Here is a 26,204-nt window from a genome sequence, read left to right as displayed (position 1 = left end):
CCTGCGATTCAGCCCGGTTGCTCTGATCCCGCCACGGGGTGGGGCTCCCTGTGCAAGGGCTCCACCGTCACCCCCACCTGCAGCACATGGTGGTCGCCGCCGTGGATCACGCCGCGCAGCGGCGATACGTCCGAAAAATCGCGGCCAATGGCCAGCGTCACGTAGTCCTCGCCCGCCGGGCGGTCGTTGGTGGGGTCCAGGTCAAACCACTCCTCGTGGCCCGGTCGGTCTCCCCCATCGGCGGGGGGGGGGGACCACACCGACACCCAGGCATGCGAGGCGTCGGCGCCCACGAGCCGGGGCTGGCCGGGTGGGGGCTCTGTCAGCAGGTAACCGCTGACATACCGGGCTGCCAGGCCCAGGCTGCGCAGGCAGCCGATCATCACGTGGGCAAAGTCCTGGCACACGCCCCGGCGCAGCCGCAGCGATTCGAGCGCGGGCGTCCCCGCATCGGTGGCGTGGGCGGTGTAGGCAAAGTCGGCATGGATGCGCGACATCAGATGGCTGGAGGCCTGCATCAGCGGGCGGCCCGGCGCAAAGCTCGCGGCGGCATAGGCCACAAAGTCGGCGTGCCGGGGGATGTAGGGCGAGGCAAAGCTGAACTCGGTGGCGTCTTGGTAGGGCTGGCCGCGCCGGTAGCCCAGGCGTTCGCGCACGGCCTCCCAGGGCTCGCCGGGCGGAGCGGGCGGCGGCGGCGTGGTGTCCAGCAGGGTCTCGGCGCGCACGCGCAGTTGCTCGTGGGTGAACGGCAGGCTGAAGAATGCGCGGGTATTGCCAAACACGTCCTGCGTGGTCTCGCACTGCGCGGGGGCGGGGTCGATCTGCAGTGCATGGGTCAGCACACGCTGGACGGGGCCGGTGCGTGGGCGCAGATGGGCCATGTGCTGGGCGTTCTGCACCGCCGGGTTGTAGCGGTACAGCGTTTCGTGGACGACACGCAGACGCATGGTCAAACTCCAACGCTGTGCCGCAGCGCGTCGGCAGAGTGGGTGAAATACCGCGTCGCCAGTACATCCGACAGTCCCACCACGCCCTGCACACAGCCACGCAGGTACTGTTCCAGCACGGCATGGCGCCCGTCGGCATCCTGTGCGCACAGGGCTGCCAGCGACAGGTCGGACGCGTCGGGAATGCCCGTGGCGGCGGATTCGCCGGGCGTACCTGCAGCGGCTTCGATCTTGGCAATGCGCCCGCGCAGCGTCTGCGCGACCCAGGCCAGCGAGCGGGGGTTGTCGCGGTCGATCACCAGCAGGTCCAGCAGGGCGGGCATGTCGCGCCGCTGCTGGTACTGCGCGTGGAAGGTGATGGTGCTGTCAAACAGCGCCACCATGGCCTCAAAGCCGCCTTCATCGTGCACGGCGCCGGTCTGCAGGCCGCTTTCCAGTGCCGAGGCCAAAAAGCCCAGGCGCTCCAGATGCCGCCCTATGGACAGCAGGCGCCAGCCGTCGTCGCGGGTCATGCGGTCGGTCTGCTGGCCCGTCATGGCGGCGGTGTGGCCGCTCAGCACTTCCAGCTGGCGCAGCGCATCCAGCGGCGAATAGTCGCCGTCGTCTTCGGCGTCTGTGCGGGGTGCAAAAAACTCCGCCTCGGCCCGCACGATGAGGTTCCAGTGCTCTTGCGACAGGCGGTCGCGCACAGCCGATGCGGCGCCTACTATGCCGCGCAGGTTGAAGCCCACGCTGGTCACCTGCTCGGGCTGCGTCAGCCCGGCGATCAGCGAGCGCTCGAACACGCGCCGTGCCTGCCCCGCGGCGGGCACCGTGGGCAGCACCAGCCCCTGGCTCACGCCCATGGCGCTCAGCCAGGCCAGTAGTGGCTGCGAGGTCTGGTCCTCGCCGTTCAGGCATTGCAGCGTGGTGCGCGCCAGGCGCGTGACGTTCTCGGTGCGTTCGGTGTAGCGACCCAGCCAGAACAGGTTTTCGGCCGCGCGGCTGGTCACTTGGCGGCTGCGGTGCACTACGGCGGGCGCGGCCTGGTTGTGGGCCAGCAGCGTGGTGGTGTCCACGGGGCCATCGGTCTGCACCCACACATCGGCACTGCTGCCGCCGCGCTGCATGGATGTGATGCCGCTGTCGCCCTGGGCCAGGCGTGCCAGCCCGCCCGGCAACACGCGCCACGATCCGGGGCCATCGCACACCGCAAACACGCGCAGCATCACCGAGCGGGGCGCGATGGGGCTGCTATCCGGCGCTGCATCCTCCGTGTCCTTGGTGCGCCAGGTGGGCATTTGCGACAGCGGCAGGTGGGCCTGCACGGTGTATTCATCGCCCTGCGCTTCGATGCGTGCGGACCACTGCGCCAGGTCTGGCGCCGACAGCGCGCCGCCCAGCACGGGCACGCGCTGCGCCATGGGCCAGGTGGGCCGGATCACGCTGTGGGCCAGCTGCGGCAGCACCGCCTGCATGGCTGTGTGCTCGCCGCACCACCAGGTGGGCAGCGACGGCAGGGCCAGCTCCTCACCCAGCAGATGGCGCGACAGCGCGGGCATGAAACCCAGCAGCGCTGACGATTCAAGGAACGCCGAGCCGGGTGCGTTGGCCACCAGCACGTTGCCCGCGCGGAGGGCCTGGAGCAGGCCGGGCACGCCCAGGCGTGAGTCGCTGCGCAGCTCCAGCGGGTCCAGAAACTCGTCGTCCAGGCGCTTGAGGATGCCGTGCACGGGCTGCAGGCCGTGCAGCGTCTTGAGGTACAGGCGCGCATCGCGCACCGTGAGGTCGTTGCCCTCCACCAGCGTGAGGCCCAGGTAGCGCGCCAGGTACGCGTGCTCAAAGTAGGTCTCGTTGTACGGGCCAGGCGTGAGCAGCACGATGCGCGCATCCGCCCCCGCCGGGCTCATCTGCCGCAGCCCATCGAGCAGCGCGCGGTAGGTGGCAGCGAGGCGCTGCACATGCATCTGGCTGAACGCCTCGGGGAACAGGCGCGAGATGAGCAGCCGGTTCTCCAGCAAATACCCGAGGCCCGAGGGCGCTTGCGTGCGTTGTGTGACCACCCACCAGTCGCCCTGCCCATCGCGCGCCATGTCGAACGCGGCGATGTGCAAATGCGTGCCCCCCACAGGCTGCACGCCATGCATGGCGCGCAGGTAGCCGGGGTGCCCCTGCACCAGGGCGCTGGGCAGCAGGCCGCTGCGCAGCAGCTCCTGCGGGCCATACACGTCGGCCATCACGCGGTCGAGCAGGCGCGCGCGTTGCAACACGCCGCGCTCGATGTGCGCCCAGTCGCCCTGCGAGAGGATCAGCGGAAACAGGTCCACCGACCAGGGCCGCTGCGGGCCGTCGGCGTCGGCATAGACGTTGTAGGTGATGCCGTTGTCGCGCACCTGCCGCTGCAGGCTCTGCATGCGCCGGTCCAGGTCCTGGAAGCCTTCGGGGCCTAATTGATCAAAGAATTGGGCCCAGGCGCTAGTAACGTCTGCGTTGTTTGCTATGGATTTAGGAGCTGATGCTGCGGTTGCAGTGCTGGGAGCGCCCGGCACGCGGGCACCCCGCAACTCGTCAAAATGCCCGGCCGCCGCAGCAGGCGCCAGCGCAGCCGCCCATTGGGCCGCGCTGTCGGAAGGGTCGGGGGATGGAAGGCTGTCGTTGAGGTGGTTCACTGCGCTCGATTTTCGGGCATTTGGTCAGCAACACTCTGCGGGTAACCCACAGCCTTCAAAACCGGCGCGGCCCAGGCCAGTGACGCCGAGCAAGGGCCGCCCCGCAGCGAGGGCGTCGTCCCTCTTTGGGGGCTGAGGGCCGCGGCTCCAAGCCTGCCTGCGCAGACTTGGACGTGCCCGAAGAGCCGCCGCCTCTGGCGGGGGCACCGAGGCGCCGCAGGCGACTCAGGGGGGCTTTCCTACGGCCTCATTTTTCGCCGCAGATCCAGCGTGAACGGAAACTCCCGGCTGCCCGGCAGCTCGATGGTCGCCGGTGGCACCGCCAGCCGGCCCGGCGTGTGGCCCATGCGCGAGAACCGCGCGAGGCGGCGGCTTTCGGCCTCATACGCGTTGACCGGGAAGGTGTCGTAGTTGCGCCCGCCCGGGTGTGCCACGTGGTACTGGCAGCCGCCCAGCGAGCGGTTCATCCAGGTGTCCACGATGTCGAACGTGAGTGGCGCATGGGCGCCAATGGTCGGGTGCAGGGCCGAGGGCGGGTTCCAGGCCTTGTAGCGCACGCCCGCCACAAATTCGCCGGTCGTGCCCGTGCTTTGCAGCGGCAGCGGCTGGCCGTTGACGGTGACCACATGGCGGCTTTCGTTCATGCCCGTCACGCGCACCTCGATGCGCTCCAGCGACGAATCCACATAGCGCACGGTGCCGCCCGCAGAGCCTTCCTCGCCCATCACATGCCAGGGCTCCAGCGCGTTGCGCAGGGTCAGCTCCACGCCCATCGATTGGACGGTGCCGACCATGGGGAAGCGGAACTCGAACTGCGGCGCAAACCAAGCCGCGTCAAATGCATAGCCTGCCGCATTCATCTCGGCCACCACGTCGTGCATGTCCTGCTGGATGAAGGTGGGCAGCATCCAACGGTCGTGCAGCTCGGTGCCCCAGCGGGCGGCGGGCGCGCGGTAGGGCGTCTTCCAGAAGCGGGCGATCAGGGCGCGCAGCAGCAACTGTTGCACCACGCTCATGTGGGCATGGGGCGGCATCTCGAACGCGCGCAGCTCCAGCAGGCCGAGGCGGCCTGTGCTGCTGTCGGGCGAGAACATCTTGTCGATGCTGAATTCGCTGCGGTGCGTGTTGCCGGTCACATCCACCAGGATGTTGCGCAAGGTGCGGTCCACCAGCCAAGGTGGCATGTCCTGGCCGTAGATGGCGCGGTTGGCCTCTATCTCGCGCAGGGCGATCTCCAGCTCATACAGCTGGTCGTTGCGCGCCTCGTCCACGCGTGGCGACTGGCTGGTGGGGCCAATGAACAGGCCGCTGAACAGATAGCTCAGGCTGGGGTGGTTGTGCCAGTACAGCAGCAGGCTGGCCAGCAGCTCGGGCTTGCGCAAGAAGGGCGAGTCGGCCGGTGTGGCGCCGCCCATCACAAAGTGGTTGCCGCCGCCGGTGCCGGTGTGGCGGCCATCGGTCATGAACTTCTCGGCCGACATGCGCGTCTTCCACGCCGCCTGGTACAGAAACTCGGTGTGCTGCACCAGCTCCTTCCAGTGGCTGGCGGGGTGGATGTTCACTTCGATCACACCGGGGTCGGGCGTCACCGCCAGCACCTTCAGGCGTGCGTCGCGCGGCGGCGGGTAGCCTTCCAGCACGATCTTCATGCCCAGTTCTTCAGCCGTGGCCTCGATGGCGGCCAGCAGGTCCAGGTAGTCGTCCAGACGCTCCAGCGGGGGCATGAAGACGTAGAGCACGCCGTACTTCTCGCCCACCTTCTCGGCCTTCGGGCCGCTCGCGCGGCGCGGGTCGCGCACCTCCATGCACAGGGCGGTGCGCGACAGGCCTGCGGCGGACTGGAACTTGCTTGGAGGCTGCGTACCTGCATGCGGATCGGGCTGCCCGGTCAGGCGCGCATTGTCACCACCCGCAGTGCTCTGCGTTACGCGCCGGGCCTCGCCCGGTGCGGTGGCGCCTGCCAGGTAGGGCAGGTCGCGGTCGCCGGTGACGGGGCCTGCGGGCACGGAATACCGCGCCCGCAGCGTGGTGGCAGCGGGCAGCGGGCCCTGCGGCGCGGTGGGGTCTTGCGGGATCAGGGGCTCGGTGTCCGATGCCTTCACCCAGGGCAGGGCGTCCAGCGGCAGGCGGTAGCCCATGGGCGAATCGCCGGGGATGAGCAGCATGCGGTCGTCGCGGAAGAACCACGGCCCGGTGCTCCACACGCTGCCCGCCAGCGTGCCCGCGCCTTCCCCTGCCTGCAGCGGCAGCACATAGCCCACCACGCTGTCGAGTTTTTGCTCGAACACGCGGCGCAGCCGTGCGCGCTCCAGCTCGTCGTCCAGGCGCGCATCGAACGGGTCCACGTTGACCGGCAGGCGGCGCTCGCGCCACAGGTAGTAGAAAGTGTCTTCATAACCGGGCTGGATGTAGCGGTCGGTGATGCCCAGCTTGCGTGTGAGCGTGCGCACAAAACGCTCGGCGTCGGCGCTGGTGTAGTGGGATGGGTCACGCTCGTCGGCAAACAGCGCGGGGTTCTGCCACGCGGGCTGGCCGTCGGCGCGCCAGCAGATCGACAGTGCCCAGCGCGGCAGCTGCTCGCCCGGGTACCACTTGCCCTGGCCAAAGTGCAGGAAGCCGCCCTGTCCATATTCGGCACGCAGCTTGTGCGTGAGTTGGGTGGCAAAGCCGCGTTTGGTGGGGCCCAGCGCGTCGGTGTTCCACTCGGGCGCGTCGCGGTCGCCCACGGCCACAAAGGTGGGCTCGCCGCCCATCGTCAGCCGCACGTCGCCCGCCACCAGGTCGGCGTCCACCTGCTCGCCCAGGGCCAGCACGGCCTGCCACTGGTCTTCGGTATATGGCTTGGTCACGCGGGGCGATTCGTAGATGCGCGTCACGCGCATCTCGTGGCTGAACTCCACCTCGGCCTTGTCCACGCCGCCTTCAATCGGCGCTGCGCCCGAGGGCTGTGGCGTGCAGGCCAGCGGAATGTGGCCTTCGCCCGCCATCAGGCCACTGGTGGCGTCCAGGCCAATCCAGCCCGCGCCGGGCAGGTAGACCTCGCACCAGGCGTGCAGGTCGGTGAAGTCGTGGTCGGTGCCACTGGGGCCATCCAGCGCCTTCACATCGGGGGTCAGCTGGATCAGGTAGCCCGACACAAACCGTGCCGCCAGCCCCAGGTGGCGCAGCAGCTGCACCAGCAGCCAGCCCGAGTCGCGGCACGAGCCGCTGGCCTTTTGCAGCGTCTCCTCGGGCGTCTGCACGCCGGGCTCCAGGCGGATCAGGTAGCGAATGTCCTGCGACACCTGCTGGTTGAGCTGGACCAGAAAGTCGATGGTGCGCTGCTTGTTGCGGTCGATCTTGTCCAGGTACTTTTGTACCAGCGGCGTCATCGCGTCGGTGGCCAGGTAGGGCGCCAGCTCCTGCTGCACATCGCTGCTGTAGTTGAAGGGGATGTGCTCGGCCTCGGGCTCCAGGAAGAAGTCGAAGGGGTTGTAGACCGCCATTTCCACCACCAGGTCCACCGTGACCTTGAACTCGCGCGTCTTCTCGGGGAACACCAGCCGCGCCTGGTAGTTGGCAAACGGGTCCTGCTGCCAGTTGATGAAGTGCTGCGCGGGCTCGACCTTGAGCGAGTACGAAATCACATTGCTGCGGCAATGGGGCGCAGGCCGCAATCGGATGGTCTGCGGCCCGAGGCCGACCAGCCGGTCGTATTGGTAATGCGTGACGTGGTGGAGCGCGGCGTGGATGGGCATATGCAGACCATGCTAGCAAGTCCCGAGCCATCGCGGGCAACTATTCCGGGGGCGGTGACAAGCGGTCATCGGCTGTTCACAATGTGCGGTCCGTGCCCCGCTGCCGGGGCTGTCTGCATGCTTGCGATGGCGCACCAACTTGGTGATGCCCTTTTTTTACCCATGTCCCACTCCCCCCAACTTCTGCTCCTGCCCGGCCTGGCCGCCGATGAACGCATGTGGCGCGGCGTGCTGCCGCTGCTGCCCGCCGCGCTGCGCCCCGAGGTCGCCACCGCCCACCAGGATATGAACCTGCACCGCATCGAGGACTTTGCCGCACGGCTGCTGGCACAGCACGCGGGGCCACTGGTGCTGGCCGGTGCGTCGATGGGCGGCATGATCGCCATGGAGGCCGCGCGCCAGGCGCCGCAGCGGGTGGCAGGGCTGGCGCTGCTGGGCACGACGGCGCGGCCCGAGACACCCGACATGCGCGCCCTGCGCGAAGGCGCCATCGAACTGTTTGAACAGGGCAGGGTGCGCGAGGTCATCGAGCCCAACGTGGCCCTGGCCTTCCACCCCGTGAACGCCGCCAAGGCGGAGCTGGTGCAGGCCTACCTGGACTTTGTGCTGGACGCGGGCCCCGACCACCTGGTGCGCCAGAACCGTGCCGTGATCCACCGGCCCGATGCGCGGGTGCACCTGTCGCAGGTGGCTTGCCCCGTGCTGGTGGTGTGTGGCGCGGCCGACCAGCTCACGCCGCCGGAATGCTCGGCAGAGATCGCGGCGCTGGTGCCCGGCGCCGAGCGCCACCTGCTGCCCGACAGCGGCCACATGCTGACCATGGAGCAGCCCGAGGTGGTGACCGGCTTGCTGGTGCAGTGGCTGGCCCGCAATGGATGGATTTGATCTGGGGTTTGAGGATTTTTTGGCCGCTACCGCTCGATGGGTAAGCGCTGATAGCTATTGAATTGATAGCTAATCAAAACTCCAGGTTGTCAATCAACCGCGTGCTACCCAGCCGCGCAGCACCCAGCGCCACCAGAGTTCCCGCCGCATCGTCAGCCGTGGCGGGCAGCAGGTCGGCCCGGCGGCGCACCGTGAGGTAGTCGGGCGCCCAGCCCCGGGCGCGCAGCGCGTCTTGCGCCTGGGCCGCCAGCGCGCTGCGGTCGCTGGCGTCCAGCCACTGCTGCGCCAGCCGCTTCAGGGCCTGCGAAAGGGCCACGGCCTCTTGCCGCTCTTCCAGGCCCAGGTAGCCGTTGCGCGAGCTCAGCGCCAGGCCATCGGCCGCGCGGCAGGTCTCGCCCGCCACGATGTCGATGGGCAGCACAAACTGCCGCACCATGTGGCGGATCACCATGAGCTGCTGGTAGTCCTTTTTGCCAAACACGGCCACGCCACCGGTGGCGCCCAGCACGCAGGCAAACAGCTTCATCACCACCGTGCTCACGCCCACAAAAAAGCCGGGGCGGAAGTGACCCTCCAGCATGTCGGCGAGTTGTGGGTCGGGGTGCACCTTGAAGGTCTGGGGCTCGGGGTACAGGTCCGTCTCGCGCGGGGCAAACAGCACATCGCAACCGGCGGCCTGCAGCTGCGCGCAGTCGGCCTCCCAGGTGCGCGGGTAGCTGTCAAAGTCCTCGTGCGGCAAAAACTGCAGGCGGTTCACAAAGATGCTGGCCACGGTCACATCGCCCAGGGGTTGGGCCTGGCGCACCAGGGTAATGTGCCCGTCGTGCAGGTTGCCCATGGTGGGTACAAAGGCTGGGCGGCGGTAAGGGGCCAGGGCCTGGCGCAGGTCGGCAACGGAGCGGGCAATCAGCATGGGGTGGGATGGGGTCGGTGGGGGCAGAAGAAGATAGGAAAAGGGATCACCAGGCGTGCTGGGCGTTGTCCGGGAAGCGCCCTTGCTTCACGGCCTGCACATACGCCTCCATGGCGCCGCGCACGCTGCCCGCGTCCTGCATAAAGTTGTGGACAAACTTCGGCATCTTCCCGAGGTTCATGCCCAGCATGTCGTGCAACACCAGCACCTGCCCGGCCGTGCCGTTGCCCGCGCCGATGCCGATGGTGTGGCAGTGCGGCAGTTCGGCCGTGAGGTCGGCAGCCAGCACGGCGGGCACCATCTCCAGCACCAGCATGGCGGCGCCTGCGTCTTGCAGTTCGTGCGCCTCCTTGCGCAGCGTGCGGGCGGCATCGTCGGTCTTGCCCTGCACGCGGTAGCCGCCCAGGGCGTGCACCGTCTGTGGCGTCAGCCCCAGGTGGGCGCACACCGGCACGCCGCGTTGCACCAAGAATTCCACCGTGGGCGCCGTCCAGCCGCCGCCCTCGAGCTTGACCATGTGCGCCCCCGCCTGCATCAGCACACAGGCGCTGCGCAGCGCCTGCTCGCGGCTTTCGGCGTAGGTGCCGTAGGGCAGGTCGGCCACCAGCCAGGCCGTGCCCTGCACGCGGTGCAGGCCGCGCGCCACGCTGGCCGTGTGGTAGGCCATGGTGTCGAGCGTCACGCCCACCGTGCTGGGCAGGCCCTGGCAGACCATGCCCAGCGAATCACCCACCAGGATGCATTCCACCCCCGCCGCATCGGCCACGGCCGCAAAGGTGGCGTCGTAGGCGGTCAGCATGGTGATCTTCTCGCCCGCTGCGCGCATCTGCGCCAGGCGCGGCAGGCTCACAGGGCGGCGCTGGGGCAGGGGCGATGCAGGCGGCAGCGTGCCGTAGGGCGTGGCAGAAACAGGGCTGGTGGCGGTCATGGAGCGCGGTGGTGCCAAAAAATTGCCGCGAGTCTATGCGACCAATACTGGGTGTACTTATTGGTTTCCGGCGCGGGCAGGGCGGGCCTGCACTGGCACAGTGGCCTTTGCGTTCCCGGTATGCTCGCGGCCCATGACAGCAGCGACGCCCCCCGCGAAAAGCACTATGAGAGACAACGACGATGTGAAGGCCCTGGCCCAGGCCGATGTGGCCCGCGCCCTGGCCGAAGACGTGGGCACCGGCGACCTCACCGCCGGCCTGATCGACCCCGCCCGCCGCGCCCGCGCGCGCATCCTGGCGCGCGAAGCCGCCGTGATCTGCGGCGCCCCCTGGGCCGAAGCGGCCCTGCGCGCACTCGACCCCACGGTGCAGATCACCTGGCATGTGGCCGAAGGCCAGCGCTGCGCCCCCGACCAGGTGGTGCTGGAGCTGGAAGGTCAGGCCCGCGCACTGCTGAGCGCCGAGCGCACCGCACTCAACTTTCTGCAGCTGCTGTCGGCCGTGGCCACCAAGACCCGGACTTATGTGGACGTGGTGGCTGGCACGCGCGCCCAGATCGTGGACACGCGCAAGACCATCCCCGGCCTGCGCCTAGCGCAGAAATATGCCGTGCGCGTGGGCGGCGGCACCAACCACCGCATTGGCCTGCACGATGCGGTATTGATCAAAGAGAACCACATTGCTGCCGCTGGTGGCGTGACGGCCGTGCTGCGCGCCGCACAGCAGGTGGCGTCGCAAGCCCAATTCATCGAGATTGAAGTCGAAACCCTGCAGCAACTGACCGAGGCGCTGAACGCGGGCGTCAAGATGGTGCTGCTGGACAACATGCCGCTGCCCATGCTGCGCGAGGCCGTGCGCATCAACGCGGACCGTGCGATTCTGGAAATCTCGGGCGGCGTCACGCTCGATGGCCTGCGCGAACTGGCCGAGACCGGCGTGGACCGCATCTCCATCGGCACGCTGACCAAGGACGTGAAGGCCACCGACTTTTCGATGCGTCTGCAGGAGCTGGCATGAGCACCGCAACCCTGAACCGCATCGACGTCGAATACGAGCAGCCCGACGAGGCGGCATCGGGCGTCGTCTGCTCCACCAAACACGCCTGGGCGCGCGTGCCGCCCGAGCCCACACAGGCTGAGCGTGTCGCGCTCAAAGACAAGATCCGCCGTCTGCTCAAGGAAAAAAACGCGGTCATGGTCTCGCACTACTATGTGCACCCCGACCTGCAGGACCTGGCCGAGGAAACCGGCGGCCTGGTGAGTGATTCGCTGGAGATGGCCCGCTTTGGCCGCGACCACGCGGCGCAGACCCTGGTGGTGAGCGGCGTGCGTTTCATGGGCGAGACGGCCAAGATTTTGAGCCCGGAAAAGACCGTGCTCATGCCCGACCTGGACGCCACCTGCTCGCTGGACCTGGGCTGCCCCATCGACGAATTCAGCGCGTTCTGCGACCAGCACCCTGATCGCACCGTGGTCGTCTACGCCAACACCAGCGCGGCCGTGAAGGCGCGTGCGGACTGGCTCGTCACATCGAGCTGCGCGCTCGACATCGTGAGTGCCCTGAAGGCGGCAGGCCAGAAGATTTTGTGGGCGCCCGACCGCCACCTGGGCGCCTACATCCAGCGCGAAACGGGCGCTGACATGGTGTTCTGGAACGGCGCCTGCATCGTGCACGACGAGTTCAAGGCGCTGGAGCTGGAGCTGCTGAAAAAGCAGCACCCGCATGCCAAAGTGCTGGTCCACCCCGAAAGCCCCGCCGACGTGGTGGCCCTGGCCGATGCCGTGGGCTCCACCAGCGCCATCCTCAAGGCTGCGCGCGAGATGGATGCCACCGAGTTCATCGTGGCCACCGATAACGGCATGATGCACAAGCTGCGCACGCTCAACCCCGGCAAGGCGTTTTACGAAGCCCCCACGGCGGGCAACAGCGCCACCTGCAAGAGCTGCGCGCACTGCCCCTGGATGGCAATGAACGGCCTGGCCGATGTGGCGCGGGTGCTGGAGACCGGTGCGAACGCTGTGCATGTGGACCCGGCGCTCATCCCGCGTGCGCGCCAGCCGATTGACCGCATGCTGGCCTTCACAGCGGCGCTCAAGAACGGTCAACCCACGGGGGCGCTGATGCCCCACCTGGGTGCCGCCTGAGTTTGCTCAGAAAGCTTTGAATGCTCATGTTTTGATAGCTATTGGCGCTTGATTCATCTGCGCTATTGCCTGTTTTGACCATAAATTGCCGCATTGACTTTACCCAGCCGCTGACTGCGGGAGCCGCGCGCCTGCGCCACCGGTTCGAGGCACCGCGCGAGGTGCTGGTGGCCCACGCACTGCACGAGGTACGCAGTGTGCTCGACGCCGTGTTCGCCGCCGCCCAGCAGGGCCGCTGGTGCGTGGGCCATGTGCGTTACGAGGCCGCGCCGGCCTTTGATGCCGCATTGCAGACCCACGCGGCCGACGGCCCGCTGGCCTGGTTTGCGGTGTACGACGCGCCCCAGCCCGGGGCAGACAATGCGGCGGATGCTGCAGCGGCCGCTGCCCCTGCACAGGTGGTGTGGAACGACAGCCCCGAGCGCGAGGCGTTTGACGCCGCGCTGGCGCAAATCCAGCAGGCCATCGCAGCGGGCGAGCTGTACCAGGTCAACTACACCGCGCCCTTTCGCGGCACGCTGCAGGGTTCGCCTCAGGCCTTGTTTTCTGCGTTGCTGCGCGCCCAGCCCGGGGGCTATGCTGCCTACCTGCAGGCGGGTGACGAGCAGGTGCTGTCAGTGTCGCCCGAGCTGTTTTTTGACTGGCAGGACGCGCCGGAAGGCGGCACCCTGCTGGCCCGCCCCATGAAGGGCACGGCCCCGCGCGGCGCCACCCCCGAGCAGGACGCGCAGCAGGCCGAGCACCTGCGCACGGCGCCCAAGGAGCGTGCCGAGAACGTGATGATCGTGGACTTGCTGCGCAACGACATGTCGCGCATTGCGCTGCCGCACAGCGTGCAGGTGCCCGCGCTGTTTGCCACGCAGGCCTTGCCCACGGTGTGGCAGATGACCTCGGACGTGACGGCGCGCACGCGGCCCGGCACCACGCTGACGGACATGTTTGCGGCGCTGTTCCCCTGCGGCTCTGTCACAGGGGCGCCCAAGGTGCGCGCCATGCAGACGATCCGCGCACTGGAGCCCGCGCCGCGCGGGGTGTACTGCGGCGCCGTGGGTGTGGTGCGTCCGGCCGGGCTGCCCGATGCGCAGGGCCAGCATGCCGTGGCCGCGACCTTCAACGTCCCCATCCGCACCGTGGTGCTGCGGGCCGAAGGGGCGCAGACCCACGCCACCTGCGGCATCGGTAGTGGCATCACATCGGGCGCGCTGGCCGATGCCGAGTGGAATGAGTGGCAGCACAAGCGCGCGTTTGTCGAGCGCGCAAGCCAGCCCTTTGACCTGCTCGAAACCATGGCGCTGCAGGCCGGGACCTTCCGGCACCGGGATGAGCACCTGGCACGCCTGCAGTCGGCGGCGGCGCACTTCGGTGTGCCCTGGGATGCGGCGGCGGTATCGCAATGCCTGCAGGCACTGGCGGCAGGCCACGCCGAAGGCGCATGGCGCGTGCGCCTGCTGCTGGGCGCCACGGGCACGCCCCGGGCCGAGGCCTTTGCCCTGCTGCCTACGGCCGAGCCCGTGCGCCTGCAGCTAGCCCCGCGCCCGCTGGCCGAGGCACACAGCGAGTTTGTGCGCTACAAGACCACGCGCCGCGCGCACTACGCGGCGCTTGCCCCCACCACGCCCGGTGTGTTCGACACCGTGTTGTGGAACGCGGCAGGCGAGATCACCGAGAGCACCTTTGGCAACATCGCTGCGCTCATCGACGGGCGCTGGGTGACGCCGCCACTGTCCTGCGGTCTGCTGCCCGGCGTGGGCCGCGCCGTGGCGCTGCGCGAGGGCCGGGTGACGGAGGCCGTGCTGCGCGTGGCCGATGTGCCCCGCGTGCAAGGCTGGGCGTTCATCAACAGCCTGCGCGGCTGGCTGGCCGCCACGCTGGACGCATAGGACGGCCCTTCGCCCGCCACCGCGCTGCTGGCTTCCAGGGCTTCGGTGATGGTGGCGGAGCGGTTCACCCGAGGGGCTGAATGCGCCCAGGTCGCAGGCGCGGCGCCCCGCCCAAGGGCGCCAGGATGTGGCGGAGGTAGCGCGCCCTCCCCAGGCGAGCGAAGCCCGCTGTGGCACTGCAGATTGCTGCACGGACCGCCGCCTTGCCAGGCCCCGCGACGCTGTCTGGCAACCCTTCGCTTGCATCCCGCTACCTCCTGTGTGCCTGCTTACACCGCATCGCACCAGACCCACAGGCCTATCGGACAAGGCCTACAAAAAGCGCTCTAGTGCCCCGCGAACATGAACCTACACACGGCGCCTCTCCAAGGCTTCGTGTGGAACGTTTCATTCAACCCTTCAACAGGAGCCAACATGTCTCAGCAGAACCAGCAGAACCCGCAAAGCAAGCCCTCCATTCAGCGCCAGTCTCCGGCGGAGCAGCGCCAGGCAGAGCAGAGCACGGGCAGCAACTCCCAGCGCCAACAAGGCGCCCAGAACGAAGTCGACTCGCAACAGCGAGGCCATGACCAAAAGCAGCAGGGCGGCCGCGATTCGCAGAAAAGCCAGCCTTGAGGCCGTGATGGAGGGCGGCGATGGCTACGTGATTGCGGCCTGCCTAAAGGCACGGCTCCGCGCCACGCGGCCTCCCTCCGCCTTCTCCAGTTTTCTTCTATTTCACTTTTCCCATTGACCGTAAGGAGAACACCATGGGCTACAGAGACAGCGACGACAGCAGTTTTTCGCGTCACGGCATGGGCCGCGATGCCGATGACATGCGCTTTAACGAGCGCGGTGACCACCAGGGCTACGGCAGCGACGACCACCGTAGCGGCGGCCCTGGCGGTTATCGCCAGGAGTTCGAGGGCCGCAACGATCATCGCAGCGACCGGTATGACCACGAACGCGCCAGCCAGGAACGCTACGGCCAGTACGGCCTGACCCGGGGCGGTGGCGGGGCCTACCGCAGTGAATCACAAGGGTACCCCTCGCGCGCCAGCCGCGATGCGGGCGGCTGGTATGGCTCGCAGAGCCGCTCTGGCTATGACCAGGACCTTGACCGCCCACAGCGCGCGTGGGCCGCGCCGTACGAGAGCCAGGCTTTTCGCGACGCAGAAGGTCGTTTTGCTTCGCCCTATAGCGAGGGCGACTGGGGCCAGGGCTCCCATGGCAATGCCTACGGCTTCACCCGCAACGCGCCACCTGCCCAGCAGAACCGGGGCCACCGCGATTCTGACTACCAGCAGTGGCGCGACGAGCAACTGCGCATGCTGGATGACGACTACGACAGTTGGCGCAAGGAGCGTTACCAGAAGTTCTCCGATGACTTCAGCCAGTGGCGATCCAGCCGCACCCCCGGTACATCGGGCCAGTCGTCGCAAGGCCAGCACAACCAGAAGGGCTCGGGCGTGAACAACGCTTCCGGCGGCACGTCCAGCGGCTCTCAGGGCAACACCGCCAAATCCAAGGACGCGACTTGACCGTGGCGCCTGACCCCGCCCGAACGGGGGCGGATGCCGGTTCTCGGGCCGGGGGATGCGTTTGCGACCCTCGGCCCGATCACCGGGCGGGTTGGTCCCGCCTACCGGTCGACGGCTTTTCTTTGTTTTCCCTTCGTCCTCATCCCACAGCAGCTTCAAGGAGTCCCCATGCAAACCATCGCTGATGTCATGACCCGGGGTATACGCACTGTCGCTCCGAGCGACACCGTGACGCAGGCAGCGCAAGCGATGCGCGAACTGGACGTGGGAGCCCTGCCGGTCTGCGACGGCGTGCGGCTGGTGGGCATGGTGACCGACCGCGATATCGTGGTACGTGGCGTGGCGCAGGAGCGCATGCATGCACTGGTGAGTGAACTGATGTCTGAGGGCATGCTGTATTGCCATGAGCACGACGCAGTGTCTGCCGTGCTGGAGTCGATGCGCAGCCAGCAGGTGCGCCGACTCCCGGTGGTGGACAAGGACCAGCGGCTGGTGGGGATGGTGTCGCTGGGCGACCTGGCCACCCGGGGTAACGAGGACGACCGGACAGCGAGCGCGCTGCGTGGCATTTCCGAGCCGTCGCAGCCCCATCGCGGCGGACTGTCCGCAGCCAGTGGTGCTGCGGGTGGCCGGCAGACGGACTGACGCTGCCCGCAGCGCCCTGGCTTGTATTGATTCCCTTATCCCAACGCCTTCCTTGCGGCAGAAAGACATGACGCCATGACCACCTCCACCCTCCCGCGTTCCCGCCCACGCAGGGCAACCGCTGTCGGCGCCACGGCGAAAGAGACTGCAGTCAAACACCGCGCGATCCAGGCCCGCCAGGACCTGCGCGACCACGACAAGGCCGCGCAGAGAAAGGCCGCTGCTGCCCAAGCAACATCGGCGACCACCACACGTGCCCGCACTCGGCGCGCTGCGCCCGGGCCAGGCCATGACGAGCCCACCCCACCCTTGCCGCGCCAGCATCTGGACAAACCCGGCCTCGAAGCCGACATGCAGCTCAAACCCCGCTACCAGGCCCAGCACTATCGGGGCAGCGGCAAGCTCGATGGCATGGCCGTGCTGATCACGGGGGGAGATTCCGGCATTGGCAGGGCGGTGGCCGTGCTTTGTGCCCGTGAAGGCGCGGACGTGGCCATTGCATACCTGGATGAACACGAGGACGCGCGAAAGACCTGTGAACTGATCGAGGCCGAAGGCGGTCGCAGTCTGGCGCTGGTGGGCGACGTGAAGGAAGTGGACTTCTGCAACCAGGCGGTCGCCCAGGTCGTGAAGGCGTTTGGCAAGCTCAATGTGCTGATCAACAACGCGGCGTTCCAGGAGCATGCTGCTTCGCTCGACGAATTGACCGAGGAGCGGTTTGACGAAACGTTCCGCACCAACATCTACGGCTACTTCCACATGGCCAAGGCGGCGCTGCCGCATCTGCAGCGCGGCGATTCGATCATCAACACCGGCTCGGTCACGGGCCTGCGCGGCAGCAAGGAGCTGCTGGACTATTCGGCCACCAAGGGCGCTATCCATGCCTTTACCAAGGCGCTGGCGCACAACCTGGCCGACCGGGGCATTCGCGTGAACGCGGTGGCGCCGGGGCCGGTGTGGACACCGCTGAACCCCGCAGACCGCCCCGCCAGGGAGGTGGAAAATTTTGGTGCCAAAACACACCTGGGCCGCCCGGCGCAACCCGAGGAAATCTCGCCCGCCTATGTGTTCCTGGCGGCGCCGTGTTGCTCCAGCTACATCACGGGCATCGTGCTGCCGATCACCGGCAGCGCAGGCGACGGGGCCTGAGGCCGGTGAACGCGGGCCGCGTCAGAGCCGTTCTTTGGCGTACGAACCCCGGTCCATATCGACGATCTCCACGCTCAGCTGCACCAGCACGCCCTGCGGCCGGGGTGTGCGCTCGCGAAGCACTGCGGCAATGAGGTCGGACAGTTCCTTCTTGGCCTCGGGCGTGCGCCCGGCGAGCAAGCGCAACTGGGCATGCACAAACGCGCGGTTGGCAGGCGCAATGCCGATCTCGAAGCTGTCGGCCACGATGAAGCGCGTCTTCAGATCGGCTTCGTCCTGCACCTGGGGATGGGCGCACAGGGCGGCGTTGAGGGCGGTCAGCGTTTCGGCCTCGGGGTAGTGGGGCAGGTTGGCCGAGTATTCGATGGTCAGGTGGGGCATGGAATCGTCTCGTTGGATGGATGGGGAAGGGCCTGCGTAGGCAGGTGGCCTGGGCTGTGCATGGTACTGCGGTGCATCAATGGCTGAGTGACAGCGTTGCCAGCGCATGCAGCGCCTCTATCAACTCCGCCACGTCGTCGGTGGTGTGCGCGGCCGACAGCGCAATGCGCAGCCGCGCCGTACCTGCTGGCACGGTGGGCGGACGGATGGCAGGCACCCACAGGCCTTGGGCGCGCAGGCCTTCCATCAAGGCCAGGGCGGCTTCATTGCTGCCAATCACCAGCGCCTGCACCGGCGTGTGCGAGGGCAGCAGGTGCCAGCCCAGCGGTGCGGGCAGTGGGGCCAGGCCCTGGCGCAGCTGTGCGATGAGTCCGTCCAGGTGCGCGCGCCGGTCGTCGGCCGTCTCCATGATCCGCAGGCTTTGGCGCAGCGCACTCGCCAGCAGCGGCGGGGCGGCGGTGGCAAAGATGTAGGTGCGCGTTTTTTGCAGCAGCCATTCGATGAGCGCGGCATCCCCCGCTACGAATGCACCGGCCACGCCCGCCGCTTTGCCCAGCGTGGCCATGTACAGCACGCGGCGCGAGGCGTTGGGCCCCGTCAGCCCGGCCTGTGCCAGGCTTCCGCGCCCCTGCGGCCCCAGCACGCCAAAGCCGTGGGCATCGTCCAGCAGCAGCAGGGCGTCATAACGCTCGCACAGCGCCATCAGGGCCGGGATGTCGATCAGGTCACCGTCCATGCTGAACACGGCGTCGCTGATGACCAGCTTGCGCCGTGCGGGGCTGGCGGCGAGTTGTGCTTCCAGCGCAGCCAGGTCGGCATGCGGATAGCGGTGGATGGTGGCGCGCGACAGGCGGGCGCCGTCGATCAGGCAGGCATGGTTGAGCGCATCGGAGAACAGCGCATCGCCGTCGCCCACCAGCGCAGGGATGATGCCGGCGTTGGTGGCATAGCCCGCATAAAAGTACAGCGCGCGGGGCAGCTGCACGTAGGCGGCCAGGTCGTGCTCCAGCGCATCGTTGGCGGCGCTGTGCCCGCTGACCAGGGGCGATCCGCCCGAGCCCACACCAAAGTGCGCAGTGGCCTCGCAAGCGGCCTGGGCCAGTGCGGGGTGGGTGGCCAGGCCCAGGTAGTCGTTGCTGCAAAAGGCCAGCATGGGCTGGCCGTCCACCCGCAGGCGGGCGCCGCCAGCGGGCTCGACCACGCGACGGCGGCGCAGCAGGTGGGCGCGTTCAATGTCTGCCAGGCGCGCAGGGATCTCGTCGAGCCATGACGACTGTGGCGCCGTGGGGCTTGTCATCGCCAGTCCTTCGGCAGGTCAAACACCAGGCTGCCGGGTTCCGGCAGTTCCTGGTACGGCACATCGGCCAGCAGTGGTGCATTCAGCCGTGCACGCAGGTAGGCGATGTTGTCTTCCACCGCCTCCATGTCGGGGTCCACGCGGTTGGCCACCCAGCCCGCCAGCGTGAGGCCGCGTGCGCGGATCGCCTCGGCCGTGAGCAGGGCGTGGTTCAGGCAGCCCAGGCGCAAACCCACCACCAGCACCACAGGCAGCGCCAGGGCCTGGGCGAGGTCGGCGCCCGTGAGTGTGTCGGTGAGCGGCACATGAAAGCCCCCTGCACCCTCCACCACCACGGCGTCGGCCTGCGCGGCAAGTGCCTGGTAGCTGCGCACGATGGCGTCGATGTCGATCTGCACGCCCGCCCGCGCCGCTGCGATGTTGGGAGAGAGCGGGTCGGGCAGCAGCACAGGGTTGTCCAGCGCTGGTGGCACGGCCAGGGTGGAGGCCGAGCGCAGTGCGATCGCGTCTTCACTGGCCCAGTCGTCCCCCCAAGGCACCAGGCCGGCCGCCACGGGCTTCATGCCCACCACGCGGCGGTAGTGGCGCGCCAGCGCGTGCAGCAGCCCGGCGGACACCAGCGTCTTGCCGACACCGGTGTCGGTGCCGGTCACAAAATATCCCATCATCAACTTTCCTCCTGCAGGGTGGCGTTCAGCGCATCCAGCGCGCCATGGGCCAGGCATTGCACAGCCTCGTCGTCGAGCGCATAGGGCGGCATGGCGTACAGCGTTTTCCCAATCGGCCGCAGCACCAGTCCCCGCGCCATGGCGTGCTGGTGGTAGCGGCGCGCAAAGTCGGGCTGGGGTGTGTCCACATCCCAGGCCCAGATCATTCCCACGCGCCGCGCGTGGCGCACGCGCGAGTGCTGGTTGAGCGATGCGCAGGCGGCGTCGATGCGCTGCGCCAACGCCTTGTTGGCGTTCAGCGCATCCAGCTGCTCAAACAGTTCCAGCGTGGCCAGCGCGGCGCGGCAGGCCAGCGGGTTGCCGGTGTACGAGTGCGAATGCAGAAAGCCGCGCGCCACATCGTCATCGTAGAAAGCGGCATACACCGCGTCCGTCGTCAGCACGGCCGACAGCGGCAGCGTGCCGCCCGTGAGGCCCTTGGACAGGCAGATGAAATCCGGCCGGATGCCTGCTTGCTGATGCGCGAACATGGTGCCCGTGCGGCCAAAGCCCACGGCGATTTCATCGACCACCAAGTGGACCTCGTAGCGGTCGCACAGCGCACGAGCCAGGCGCAGGTATTCGGGGTCGTGCATGGCCATGCCTGCTGCGCATTGCACCAGGGGCTCGACGATGAGCGCAGCCGTGGTGGCGTGGTGTTCCTGCAGCCAGGCTTCCAGCGCCGCAGCAGCACGCCGGGCCACGTCCTGCGCCGTCTCGCCCGGAGCGGCGCCACGTGCATCGGGGCTGGGCACGGTGTCGGCCAGGCGCACCAGGGGCGCATAGGCCTCGCGGAAGATCGCGATGTCGGTCACGGCCAGCGCGCCCACGGTTTCGCCGTGGTAGCCGCCTGCCAGGCCCACAAACCGGCTCTTGGCGGGGCGGCCGGTGTTGCGCCAGTAGTGCGCGCTCATCTTGAGCGCAATCTCGGTGGCGGCCGCGCCGTCGCTGCCGTAGAACGCATGGCCCAGGCCGGTGAGTGCGGCCAGGCGCTCCGACAGTTCGACCACGGGCGCATGGGTGAAGCCCGCCAGCATCACATGGTCCAGCCGGCCCAGCTGGTCCACCAGCGCGGCCTGGATGTGCGGGTGGCTGTGGCCAAACAGGTTGACCCACCAGGAGCTGATGCCGTCCAGGTAACGCTGGCCGTCGGTGCCATAGAGCCACGGGCCCTGGGCGCGGGCAATGGCCACGGGCGGCTGGGTCTCGTGCCGCTTCATCTGCGTGCACGGATGCCACACGCTGGTGAGGCTGCGGGCCACCAGCCCGTCGTGCTTTGGCTGCATGGTCAGACGGCCTGGGTGGGCACGGCGTGGCGCAGCGCGGTCTGGCGGTTGTGCTCGTCCACGAAGACCAATTGAGGCCGGTGCGTGCCCACCTGGTCTTCATGCACCTGCGCAAAGGCCGCAATGATGATGAGGTCGCCCGCCGAGGCGCGGCGTGCGGCCGAGCCATTCACCGAGATCATGCCGCTGCCGCGCTGGCCCTTGATGGCATAGGTGACAAAACGCTCGCCGTTGTTGATGTTCCAGATGTGGATCTGCTCGTTCTCGGCGATGTTGGCGGCGTCCAGCAGGTCTTCGTCGATGGCGCAAGAGCCTTCGTAGTGCAGCTCGCACTGTGTCACGGCCACGCGGTGGATCTTGGATTTGAGCAGGGTGCGGAACATCGGCTTCCTTGGGTGAAGTCTGTGAATGGGGGAGGGCCTGCCGGTGGCAGGGCCGTGGCCGGTCAGGGCTGGGAGAAGTCCAGCGCGCAGCTGTCGCCCAAGGCTTCGCGCCACACCCGCACGCGGCTCACGCTGGCGCGCAGGTCGGCGGGCAGTGCTTGGGCGATGAACAGGCACAGGTTCTCCAGCGTGGGCGTGCCCAGGCCGGGCACTTCGTCCAGCATGTGGTGGTCCAGCTGCTCGCGCACCACAGCCAGGCCCTGGCGCAGCAGGCCCAGGTCCAGCACCATGCCAGTGGCGGGGTCGCGCGGGCCGGTCAGAAACACTTCGGCGTGGTAGGTGTGGCCGTGCACGCGGCGGCTGCCTTCGGCCTCGATCTCGCGGCGCAGGGTGTGGGCGGCGTCGAAGAAGAAGCGCTGGGAGATGGTGAACAACATACGGTGATCTCAAAGGGCTAAGAGAGGCTCAAAAACTCAGCGAAGCGGCCCTGGCTAGGCGTTCCGCCGCAGGCAGTACGAGTAGTACGACAAGGCGGGACAACGACGCCAGGGGAGTTTTGTGGGCCTCTCTCAGCGGATGCCGGTGAGCTTGTGGGTTTGCAGGCTGAGGCGCCATGCAGGGTGGGCCAGGCAGGCGTCAATGCAGGCAGCGGTGTTCTGGCGCTGCAGCAGGCCGTCCATGGGCTGCAGAAAGCGGTGGGTGAACTGCGTGTCCTGCTCCAGCGCCTGCAGGTCAAAGCCGGGCTGCGGCCAGACGAGTTTCAGCTCCTGCCCGCTGCGCTGCACCCACGGCGCGCCCGCCTTGGGGCTGATGCACAGCCAGTCGATGCCTTCGAGAGCTGCCACGGTGCCGTTGCTCTCGACGGCAATGCGGAACTGCTGGGCGTGCAGCGCGTCGATCAGCGCCGCATCCAGCTGCAGCAGGGGCTCGCCGCCCGTCAGCACCACCAGGCGGTGGCCCGCGCCCGCAGGCCATTGGGCGGCGATCAATTCCGCCAGTGCCGTGGCCGTCTCGAACTTGCCACCCAGCGTGCCGTCGGTGCCCACAAAGTCGGTGTCGCAGAACTGGCAGATGGCCTGGGCGCGGTCCTGCTCGCGGCCGGTCCAGAGGTTGCAGCCCGCAAAGCGGCAGAACACGGCGGGCGTGCCCGCCTGGCCGCCTTCGCCCTGCAGGGTGTAGAAAATTTCTTTGACGCTATATGTCATGAATGTCCTTGCGCGTTGTCTGCTGAGGCATCGGCCCATGCAACTAGCGCGGCCAGAGCGAGGGACACCGAGCAAGGGCCGCCCCGCAGTGAGGGTGTCGTCCCCCTTGAGGGGGAAGGCGCGAAGCGACTCAGGGGGTGTTTCATTTCACCGGGGGGACGAGGATGGTGGGGGCAGCTGGGGCGGCGACTTCGGGGTAGTCGCGGCTGAAATGCAGGCCCCGGCTTTCGCGGCGCAGCTGGGCGCTTTTCACGATCAGGTCGGCCACCTGCACCAGGTTGCGCAGCTCCAGCAAATCGCGCGTGACGTGAAAGTGCGCGTAGAACTCCTGGATCTCGCCCTGCAGCATGGCGATGCGGTGCGCGGCGCGCTCCAGGCGCTTGTTGGTGCGCACGATGCCTACGTAGTCCCACATGAAGCGGCGCAGCTCGTCCCAGTTGTGTGAGATGACCACGGACTCGTCGGCATCGGTCACGCGGCTGTCGTCCCACGCGGGCACGGTGGGCAGCTCGGTGGCCGGGGCTGCTGCAATCGCCTGGGCGGCGGCGCGGGCGAACACCATGCATTCCAGCAGCGAGTTGCTGGCCAGCCGGTTGGCGCCGTGCAGGCCGGTGCAGGCCACTTCGCCCACGGCATATAGTCCGGGCAGGTCGGTGCGGCCCGCCAGGTCGGTCAGCACGCCGCCGCAGGTGAAGTGGGCCGTGGGCACCACGGGGATAGGCTCTTTGGTGATGTCGATGCCCAGCGACGCACAGTGCGCCAGGATGTTGGGAAAGTGCTCTTGCAGGAACGCAGGGCTCTGGTGCGAGATGTCGAGGTGCACACAGTCCAGCCCGTGCTTTTTCATCTCGAAGTCGATGGCGCGGGCCACCACGTCGCGCGGGGCCAGCTCGGCGCGGGGGTCGTGGTCCAGCATGAAGCGGGTGCCGCCGGCCGATGGGGGCAGATTGAGTTGCCCCCCCTCGCCGCGCACCGCCTCGCTGATGAGGAAGGACTTTTCGTGCGGGTGGTACAAGCCCGTGGGGTGGAACTGGATGAACTCCATGTTCGCCACGCGGCAGCCTGCGCGCCAGGCGGCGGCAATGCCGTCGCCGGTGGCGGTGTCGGGATTGGTGGTGTACAGGTACACCTTGCCCGCGCCGCCCGTGGCCAGGATGGTCTGGGGGGCGCGGAAGGTCACGACCTCATCGGTGTCGCTGTCCAGCGCATACAGGCCCAGGCAGCGGTGGCCCGGCAAGCCGAGCTTGCGGGTGGTGATCAGGTCCACCAGCGTGTGCTGCTCAAACAGCGTGATGCCGGGCGTGCTGCGCACCACGTCGATCAGCGTGCGCTGCACGGCGGCGCCGGTGGCATCGGTCACGTGCGCAATGCGGCGGGCGCTGTGGCCGCCTTCGCGCGTCAGGTGCAGTTGGTCGCCTTCGAGCGTGAAAGGCACGCCCAGGCCGCGCAGCCAGGCGATGGACTCGGGCGCGTTCTCCACCACGAAGCGGGTGGTGGCCAGGTCGCACAGGCCTGCGCCTGCTACCAGCGTGTCTTCGATGTGCGCGGCAAAGCTGTCGTCGTCAGCCAGCACGGCGGCAATGCCGCCCTGGGCCCAGCCGCTGGAGCCATCCTGTAGCGTGCGCTTCGTGATCACGGCCACGCGGTGGGTGGGCGCCAGGTGCAGGGCGGCCGAGAGGCCTGCGAGGCCGCTGCCTACGATGAGAACGTCGAAGTCGTGGGATGCCATGGCTTGCGGGTAAGGGGTAACGCCACGGCCACCGGCCAGGGCGGTGAACAGTGGGAAGCGGCGCTAGGCTGGCGTGTAGGCCAGGCGCACGTAGATGGGGGCGAAGGCTTCGGCCTGCGTGATCTCGATCAGCGTCTCTTTGGCCAGTTCCAGCAGCGCGATGAAGGTCACCACCAGCACAGTGCTGCCTTTGTCGGGCTCGAAGAGTTCTTCAAACTCCACAAAGCGGCGGCCCTGCAGGGTCTTGAGCACCATGCTCATGTACTCGCGCACGCTCAGCTCTTCGCGTGTGATCTTGTGGTGCTGCACGAGCTTGGCGCGCTTCAAAATGTCGCGCCAGGCGTCCTGCAGCTCCACCACGTGCACGTCCGGGAAGCGCGGCTGCAGGCTTTGTTCGATGTAGACCTGGGCCTTCAAAAAGTCGCGGCCGTACTGCGGCATCTGCCCCAGGCGGGCGGCGGCCATCTTCATCTGCTCGTATTCGAGCAGGCGGCGCACCAGCTCGGCGCGCGGGTCTTCGGGCTCCTCGCCGCCTTCCTGCTTCTTGGGCGGCAGCAGCATGCGCGACTTGATCTCGATGAGCATGGCGGCCATCAGCAGATACTCGGCCGCCAGTTCCAGGTTGCGGCTGCGGATCTCGTCCACATACGCCAGGTACTGCTTGGTCACCCCCACCATGGGGATGTCGAGGATGTTGAAGTTCTGCTTGCGGATCAGGTACAGCAGCAAGTCCAGCGGGCCTTCAAAGGCTTCGAGGAAGACTTCGAGCGCGTCGGGCGGGATGTACAGGTCCTGCGGCAGCGCAAAGAGCGGCTCGCCGTACAGGCGCGCCAGGGCCACCTGATCGACCACATCGGGCATGCCCGCCCCGTCCAGCGAGGGCGCGCCGGGCGAGTCTGCCGCTGCGGCTGCTTGCGCGGTGGTCATGGTTTGCTATTGAATCAGGAGCTGCCAGCGCAATGAATACCTGCACTAGCGGCTCAAATGATGTTCAATCGGCGTTGGTCTGGTACACGTAGGGCTTCTGGGGCACCTGGGCGTCGCGATACTCGCCCCAGATCTTGCGGTCCACCTGCTTGTCCCACAGCAGGGCACGGCCGGTTTGTTGCTGCTGGTCCAGTTCGGGGCGGCTCGCCTTGAGCTGGTTGATGAACTGGGTGGCGTCGGATTGGTAGTCGGGGCGGCGGAAAATAGACATGGACTGTGAACTCTTTCTTGGAACGCGTCAGGCACAGTGATGCACCGAAGGTCCAAGATTTTACCGGGACGAATTTATGCGCTTGATATATCGTGCCGCTGCCCTGGCAGCCGCCACCTGTTCCGTGCTGGCGCTCACCGCCTGCGACCCGCAACGCATCAGCGAACTCAAGGAGGGCGTCTCGACCGAAGCCGACGTGCGCGACCGCTTCGGCGCCCCCGAGAACGTGTGGGACGAGCCCGGCGGCGCCCGCACCTTCGAGTACAACCGCCAGCCTGCCGGCCAGGTCAACTACATGATCACCATCGGCCCCGACGGCCGCATGACCGCGCTGCGCCAGGTGCTCACGCCCGAAACCTTTGCGCGCGTGTCGCCCGGCATGCGCATGGACGAGGTGCGCCGCCTGCTCGGCAAGCCCGCCAAGGTCACGCCCTACGAGCTGAAGAAGGAGACCTGGGCCGACTGGCGCTTCCTGGAGGCACCCAACCAGTCCAAGGTCTTCACGGTGGTCTATGGGCCCGACCAGTTTGTGCTGCGCACGCAAACGGGTGCGGACACGGAGGCGCCGGAGTTCAAGGGCGGCAAGTAGCGGCGCTGGCGCCGCCTGGCGCGTTGTTTGCT

At 67.9% G+C, this 26,204-nt stretch carries 24 protein-coding genes; 9 read left to right on the top strand and 15 right to left on the bottom strand.

Translation table 11 applies throughout. The features are described from left to right. Positions 1-8: 8 nt before the first annotated feature. The 3 genes from ASD94_RS00325 to ASD94_RS00315 form a co-directional block, all read right to left on the bottom strand. The gene (locus ASD94_RS00325; RefSeq protein ID WP_056637021.1) at positions 9-947 is read right to left on the bottom strand and encodes a transglutaminase family protein; all 939 of its coding nucleotides are present in this window, start codon (positions 945-947) and stop codon (positions 9-11) included. 2 nt (positions 948-949) lie between these two features. Next, positions 950-3,595: a circularly permuted type 2 ATP-grasp protein gene (locus tag ASD94_RS00320; RefSeq protein ID WP_056637018.1), complete on the bottom strand. Its 2,646-nt coding sequence runs from the start codon at positions 3,593-3,595 to the stop codon at positions 950-952. Positions 3,596-3,834: 239 nt separating this feature from the next. After that, positions 3,835-7,332, bottom strand: a complete 3,498-nt coding sequence (locus tag ASD94_RS00315) for a DUF2126 domain-containing protein (RefSeq protein WP_056637015.1) — start codon at positions 7,330-7,332, stop codon at positions 3,835-3,837. Positions 7,333-7,494: 162 nt separating this feature from the next. On the opposite strand from ASD94_RS00315, the gene ASD94_RS00310 reads away from it, so the two are divergent. Beyond that, positions 7,495-8,217, top strand: coding sequence for an alpha/beta fold hydrolase (locus ASD94_RS00310; protein ID WP_056637013.1), 723 nt, complete (start codon positions 7,495-7,497; stop codon positions 8,215-8,217). A 73-nt stretch (positions 8,218-8,290) separates the two neighbouring features. Here ASD94_RS00310 and panC read toward each other — a convergent pair whose 3' ends face one another. Both panC and panB read right to left on the bottom strand, forming a co-directional pair. Then, complete coding sequence (panC, locus tag ASD94_RS00305; RefSeq protein ID WP_056637010.1) at positions 8,291-9,130, bottom strand: pantoate--beta-alanine ligase; 840 nt, start codon at positions 9,128-9,130, stop codon at positions 8,291-8,293. A 46-nt stretch (positions 9,131-9,176) separates the two neighbouring features. Continuing rightward, entirely contained in the window at positions 9,177-10,058 is an 882-nt protein-coding gene (gene panB / locus ASD94_RS00300; RefSeq protein ID WP_056637007.1) for a 3-methyl-2-oxobutanoate hydroxymethyltransferase, read from the bottom strand. Between the two features lie 166 nt (positions 10,059-10,224). Between panB and nadC the strand changes: the two genes are divergently transcribed. The 7 genes from nadC (at position 10,225) to ASD94_RS00265 (ending at position 17,397) form a co-directional block, all read left to right on the top strand. Next, entirely contained in the window at positions 10,225-11,076 is an 852-nt protein-coding gene (gene nadC, locus ASD94_RS00295) for a carboxylating nicotinate-nucleotide diphosphorylase (RefSeq protein ID WP_156391305.1), read from the top strand. Beyond that, positions 11,073-12,203: a quinolinate synthase NadA gene (gene nadA, locus ASD94_RS00290; protein ID WP_056637000.1), complete on the top strand. Its 1,131-nt coding sequence runs from the start codon at positions 11,073-11,075 to the stop codon at positions 12,201-12,203. Before nadC ends, nadA begins: the two co-directional genes overlap by 4 nt. Before the next feature lie 74 nt (positions 12,204-12,277). Beyond that, the gene (gene pabB / locus ASD94_RS00285; RefSeq protein WP_056636997.1) at positions 12,278-14,083 is read left to right on the top strand and encodes an aminodeoxychorismate synthase component I; all 1,806 of its coding nucleotides are present in this window, start codon (positions 12,278-12,280) and stop codon (positions 14,081-14,083) included. 414 nt (positions 14,084-14,497) lie between these two features. Further along, on the top strand, positions 14,498-14,698 hold the full coding sequence (locus tag ASD94_RS23430; RefSeq protein WP_056636995.1) for a hypothetical protein: 201 nt from the start codon (positions 14,498-14,500) through the stop codon (positions 14,696-14,698). 134 nt (positions 14,699-14,832) lie between these two features. Then, entirely contained in the window at positions 14,833-15,603 is a 771-nt protein-coding gene (locus tag ASD94_RS00275; protein ID WP_056636992.1) for a hypothetical protein, read from the top strand. Between the two features lie 168 nt (positions 15,604-15,771). Beyond that, positions 15,772-16,248: a CBS domain-containing protein gene (locus tag ASD94_RS00270; RefSeq protein WP_056636989.1), complete on the top strand. Its 477-nt coding sequence runs from the start codon at positions 15,772-15,774 to the stop codon at positions 16,246-16,248. Positions 16,249-16,323: 75 nt separating this feature from the next. Further along, positions 16,324-17,397, top strand: coding sequence for an SDR family oxidoreductase (locus tag ASD94_RS00265; protein ID WP_056636987.1), 1,074 nt, complete (start codon positions 16,324-16,326; stop codon positions 17,395-17,397). 21 nt (positions 17,398-17,418) lie between these two features. Here the strand turns inward: ASD94_RS00265 and ASD94_RS00260 are convergent, their stop codons facing one another. The 10 genes from ASD94_RS00260 to ASD94_RS00215 form a co-directional block, all read right to left on the bottom strand. Then, the gene (locus ASD94_RS00260; protein WP_015015454.1) at positions 17,419-17,778 is read right to left on the bottom strand and encodes a 5-carboxymethyl-2-hydroxymuconate Delta-isomerase; all 360 of its coding nucleotides are present in this window, start codon (positions 17,776-17,778) and stop codon (positions 17,419-17,421) included. Positions 17,779-17,854: 76 nt separating this feature from the next. After that, positions 17,855-19,075, bottom strand: coding sequence for an 8-amino-7-oxononanoate synthase (bioF, locus tag ASD94_RS00255; RefSeq protein ID WP_056636984.1), 1,221 nt, complete (start codon positions 19,073-19,075; stop codon positions 17,855-17,857). Then, a complete protein-coding gene (gene bioD / locus ASD94_RS00250) occupies positions 19,072-19,743 on the bottom strand; it encodes a dethiobiotin synthase (RefSeq protein ID WP_056636980.1) in 672 nt (223 codons plus the stop codon). Before bioD ends, bioF begins: the two co-directional genes overlap by 4 nt. Further along, positions 19,743-21,068, bottom strand: coding sequence for an adenosylmethionine--8-amino-7-oxononanoate transaminase (gene bioA, locus ASD94_RS00245; RefSeq protein ID WP_056636978.1), 1,326 nt, complete (start codon positions 21,066-21,068; stop codon positions 19,743-19,745). The genes bioD and bioA overlap by 1 nt, the downstream gene beginning before the upstream one ends. Before the next feature lie 2 nt (positions 21,069-21,070). After that, a complete protein-coding gene (gene panD, locus ASD94_RS00240) occupies positions 21,071-21,451 on the bottom strand; it encodes an aspartate 1-decarboxylase (RefSeq protein WP_056636975.1) in 381 nt (126 codons plus the stop codon). A 62-nt stretch (positions 21,452-21,513) separates the two neighbouring features. Continuing rightward, the gene (locus ASD94_RS00235; protein WP_056636973.1) at positions 21,514-21,888 is read right to left on the bottom strand and encodes a 6-carboxytetrahydropterin synthase; all 375 of its coding nucleotides are present in this window, start codon (positions 21,886-21,888) and stop codon (positions 21,514-21,516) included. A gap of 132 nt (positions 21,889-22,020) precedes the next feature. Then, positions 22,021-22,656, bottom strand: coding sequence for a 7-carboxy-7-deazaguanine synthase (gene queE / locus ASD94_RS00230; protein WP_056636969.1), 636 nt, complete (start codon positions 22,654-22,656; stop codon positions 22,021-22,023). Between the two features lie 142 nt (positions 22,657-22,798). Beyond that, entirely contained in the window at positions 22,799-24,385 is a 1,587-nt protein-coding gene (gene nadB, locus ASD94_RS00225; protein ID WP_056636966.1) for an L-aspartate oxidase, read from the bottom strand. 63 nt (positions 24,386-24,448) lie between these two features. Next, complete coding sequence (locus ASD94_RS00220) at positions 24,449-25,312, bottom strand: ScpA family protein (RefSeq protein WP_056636963.1); 864 nt, start codon at positions 25,310-25,312, stop codon at positions 24,449-24,451. Positions 25,313-25,376: 64 nt separating this feature from the next. Further along, on the bottom strand, positions 25,377-25,583 hold the full coding sequence (locus ASD94_RS00215) for a DUF3460 family protein (protein WP_056636960.1): 207 nt from the start codon (positions 25,581-25,583) through the stop codon (positions 25,377-25,379). 76 nt (positions 25,584-25,659) lie between these two features. Here ASD94_RS00215 and ASD94_RS00210 point away from each other — a divergent pair, with 76 nt between their 5' ends. Further along, positions 25,660-26,172: a hypothetical protein gene (locus tag ASD94_RS00210; protein WP_056636958.1), complete on the top strand. Its 513-nt coding sequence runs from the start codon at positions 25,660-25,662 to the stop codon at positions 26,170-26,172. Positions 26,173-26,204: the final 32 nt, after the last annotated feature.

It is taken from the genome of Acidovorax sp. Root70 (genome assembly GCF_001428225.1).
Taxonomy (GTDB): domain Bacteria; phylum Pseudomonadota; class Gammaproteobacteria; order Burkholderiales; family Burkholderiaceae_C; genus Acidovorax.
This window is presented reverse-complemented; position numbering and strand designations above follow the sequence as displayed.

Excerpts from the sequence above, each read along its gene's own strand:
- ASD94_RS00325 (WP_056637021.1), bottom strand. The coding sequence starts at position 947 with ATGCGTCTGCGTGTCGTCCACGAAACGCTGTACCGCTACAACCCGGCG.
- ASD94_RS00315 (WP_056637015.1), bottom strand. The coding sequence starts at position 7,332 with ATGCCCATCCACGCCGCGCTCCACCACGTCACGCATTACCAATACGAC.
- ASD94_RS00310 (WP_056637013.1), top strand. The coding sequence starts at position 7,495 with ATGTCCCACTCCCCCCAACTTCTGCTCCTGCCCGGCCTGGCCGCCGAT.
- panC (WP_056637010.1), bottom strand. The coding sequence starts at position 9,130 with ATGCTGATTGCCCGCTCCGTTGCCGACCTGCGCCAGGCCCTGGCCCCT.
- panB (WP_056637007.1), bottom strand. The coding sequence starts at position 10,058 with ATGACCGCCACCAGCCCTGTTTCTGCCACGCCCTACGGCACGCTGCCG.
- nadC (WP_156391305.1), top strand. The coding sequence starts at position 10,225 with ATGAGAGACAACGACGATGTGAAGGCCCTGGCCCAGGCCGATGTGGCC.
- nadA (WP_056637000.1), top strand. The coding sequence starts at position 11,073 with ATGAGCACCGCAACCCTGAACCGCATCGACGTCGAATACGAGCAGCCC.
- ASD94_RS23430 (WP_056636995.1), top strand. The coding sequence starts at position 14,498 with ATGTCTCAGCAGAACCAGCAGAACCCGCAAAGCAAGCCCTCCATTCAG.
- ASD94_RS00275 (WP_056636992.1), top strand. The coding sequence starts at position 14,833 with ATGGGCTACAGAGACAGCGACGACAGCAGTTTTTCGCGTCACGGCATG.
- ASD94_RS00270 (WP_056636989.1), top strand. The coding sequence starts at position 15,772 with ATGCAAACCATCGCTGATGTCATGACCCGGGGTATACGCACTGTCGCT.
- ASD94_RS00265 (WP_056636987.1), top strand. The coding sequence starts at position 16,324 with ATGACCACCTCCACCCTCCCGCGTTCCCGCCCACGCAGGGCAACCGCT.
- ASD94_RS00260 (WP_015015454.1), bottom strand. The coding sequence starts at position 17,778 with ATGCCCCACCTGACCATCGAATACTCGGCCAACCTGCCCCACTACCCC.
- bioF (WP_056636984.1), bottom strand. The coding sequence starts at position 19,075 with ATGACAAGCCCCACGGCGCCACAGTCGTCATGGCTCGACGAGATCCCT.
- bioD (WP_056636980.1), bottom strand. The coding sequence starts at position 19,743 with ATGATGGGATATTTTGTGACCGGCACCGACACCGGTGTCGGCAAGACG.
- bioA (WP_056636978.1), bottom strand. The coding sequence starts at position 21,068 with ATGCAGCCAAAGCACGACGGGCTGGTGGCCCGCAGCCTCACCAGCGTG.
- panD (WP_056636975.1), bottom strand. The coding sequence starts at position 21,451 with ATGTTCCGCACCCTGCTCAAATCCAAGATCCACCGCGTGGCCGTGACA.
- ASD94_RS00235 (WP_056636973.1), bottom strand. The coding sequence starts at position 21,888 with ATGTTGTTCACCATCTCCCAGCGCTTCTTCTTCGACGCCGCCCACACC.
- queE (WP_056636969.1), bottom strand. The coding sequence starts at position 22,656 with ATGACATATAGCGTCAAAGAAATTTTCTACACCCTGCAGGGCGAAGGC.
- nadB (WP_056636966.1), bottom strand. The coding sequence starts at position 24,385 with ATGGCATCCCACGACTTCGACGTTCTCATCGTAGGCAGCGGCCTCGCA.
- ASD94_RS00220 (WP_056636963.1), bottom strand. The coding sequence starts at position 25,312 with ATGACCACCGCGCAAGCAGCCGCAGCGGCAGACTCGCCCGGCGCGCCC.
- ASD94_RS00215 (WP_056636960.1), bottom strand. The coding sequence starts at position 25,583 with ATGTCTATTTTCCGCCGCCCCGACTACCAATCCGACGCCACCCAGTTC.
- ASD94_RS00210 (WP_056636958.1), top strand. The coding sequence starts at position 25,660 with ATGCGCTTGATATATCGTGCCGCTGCCCTGGCAGCCGCCACCTGTTCC.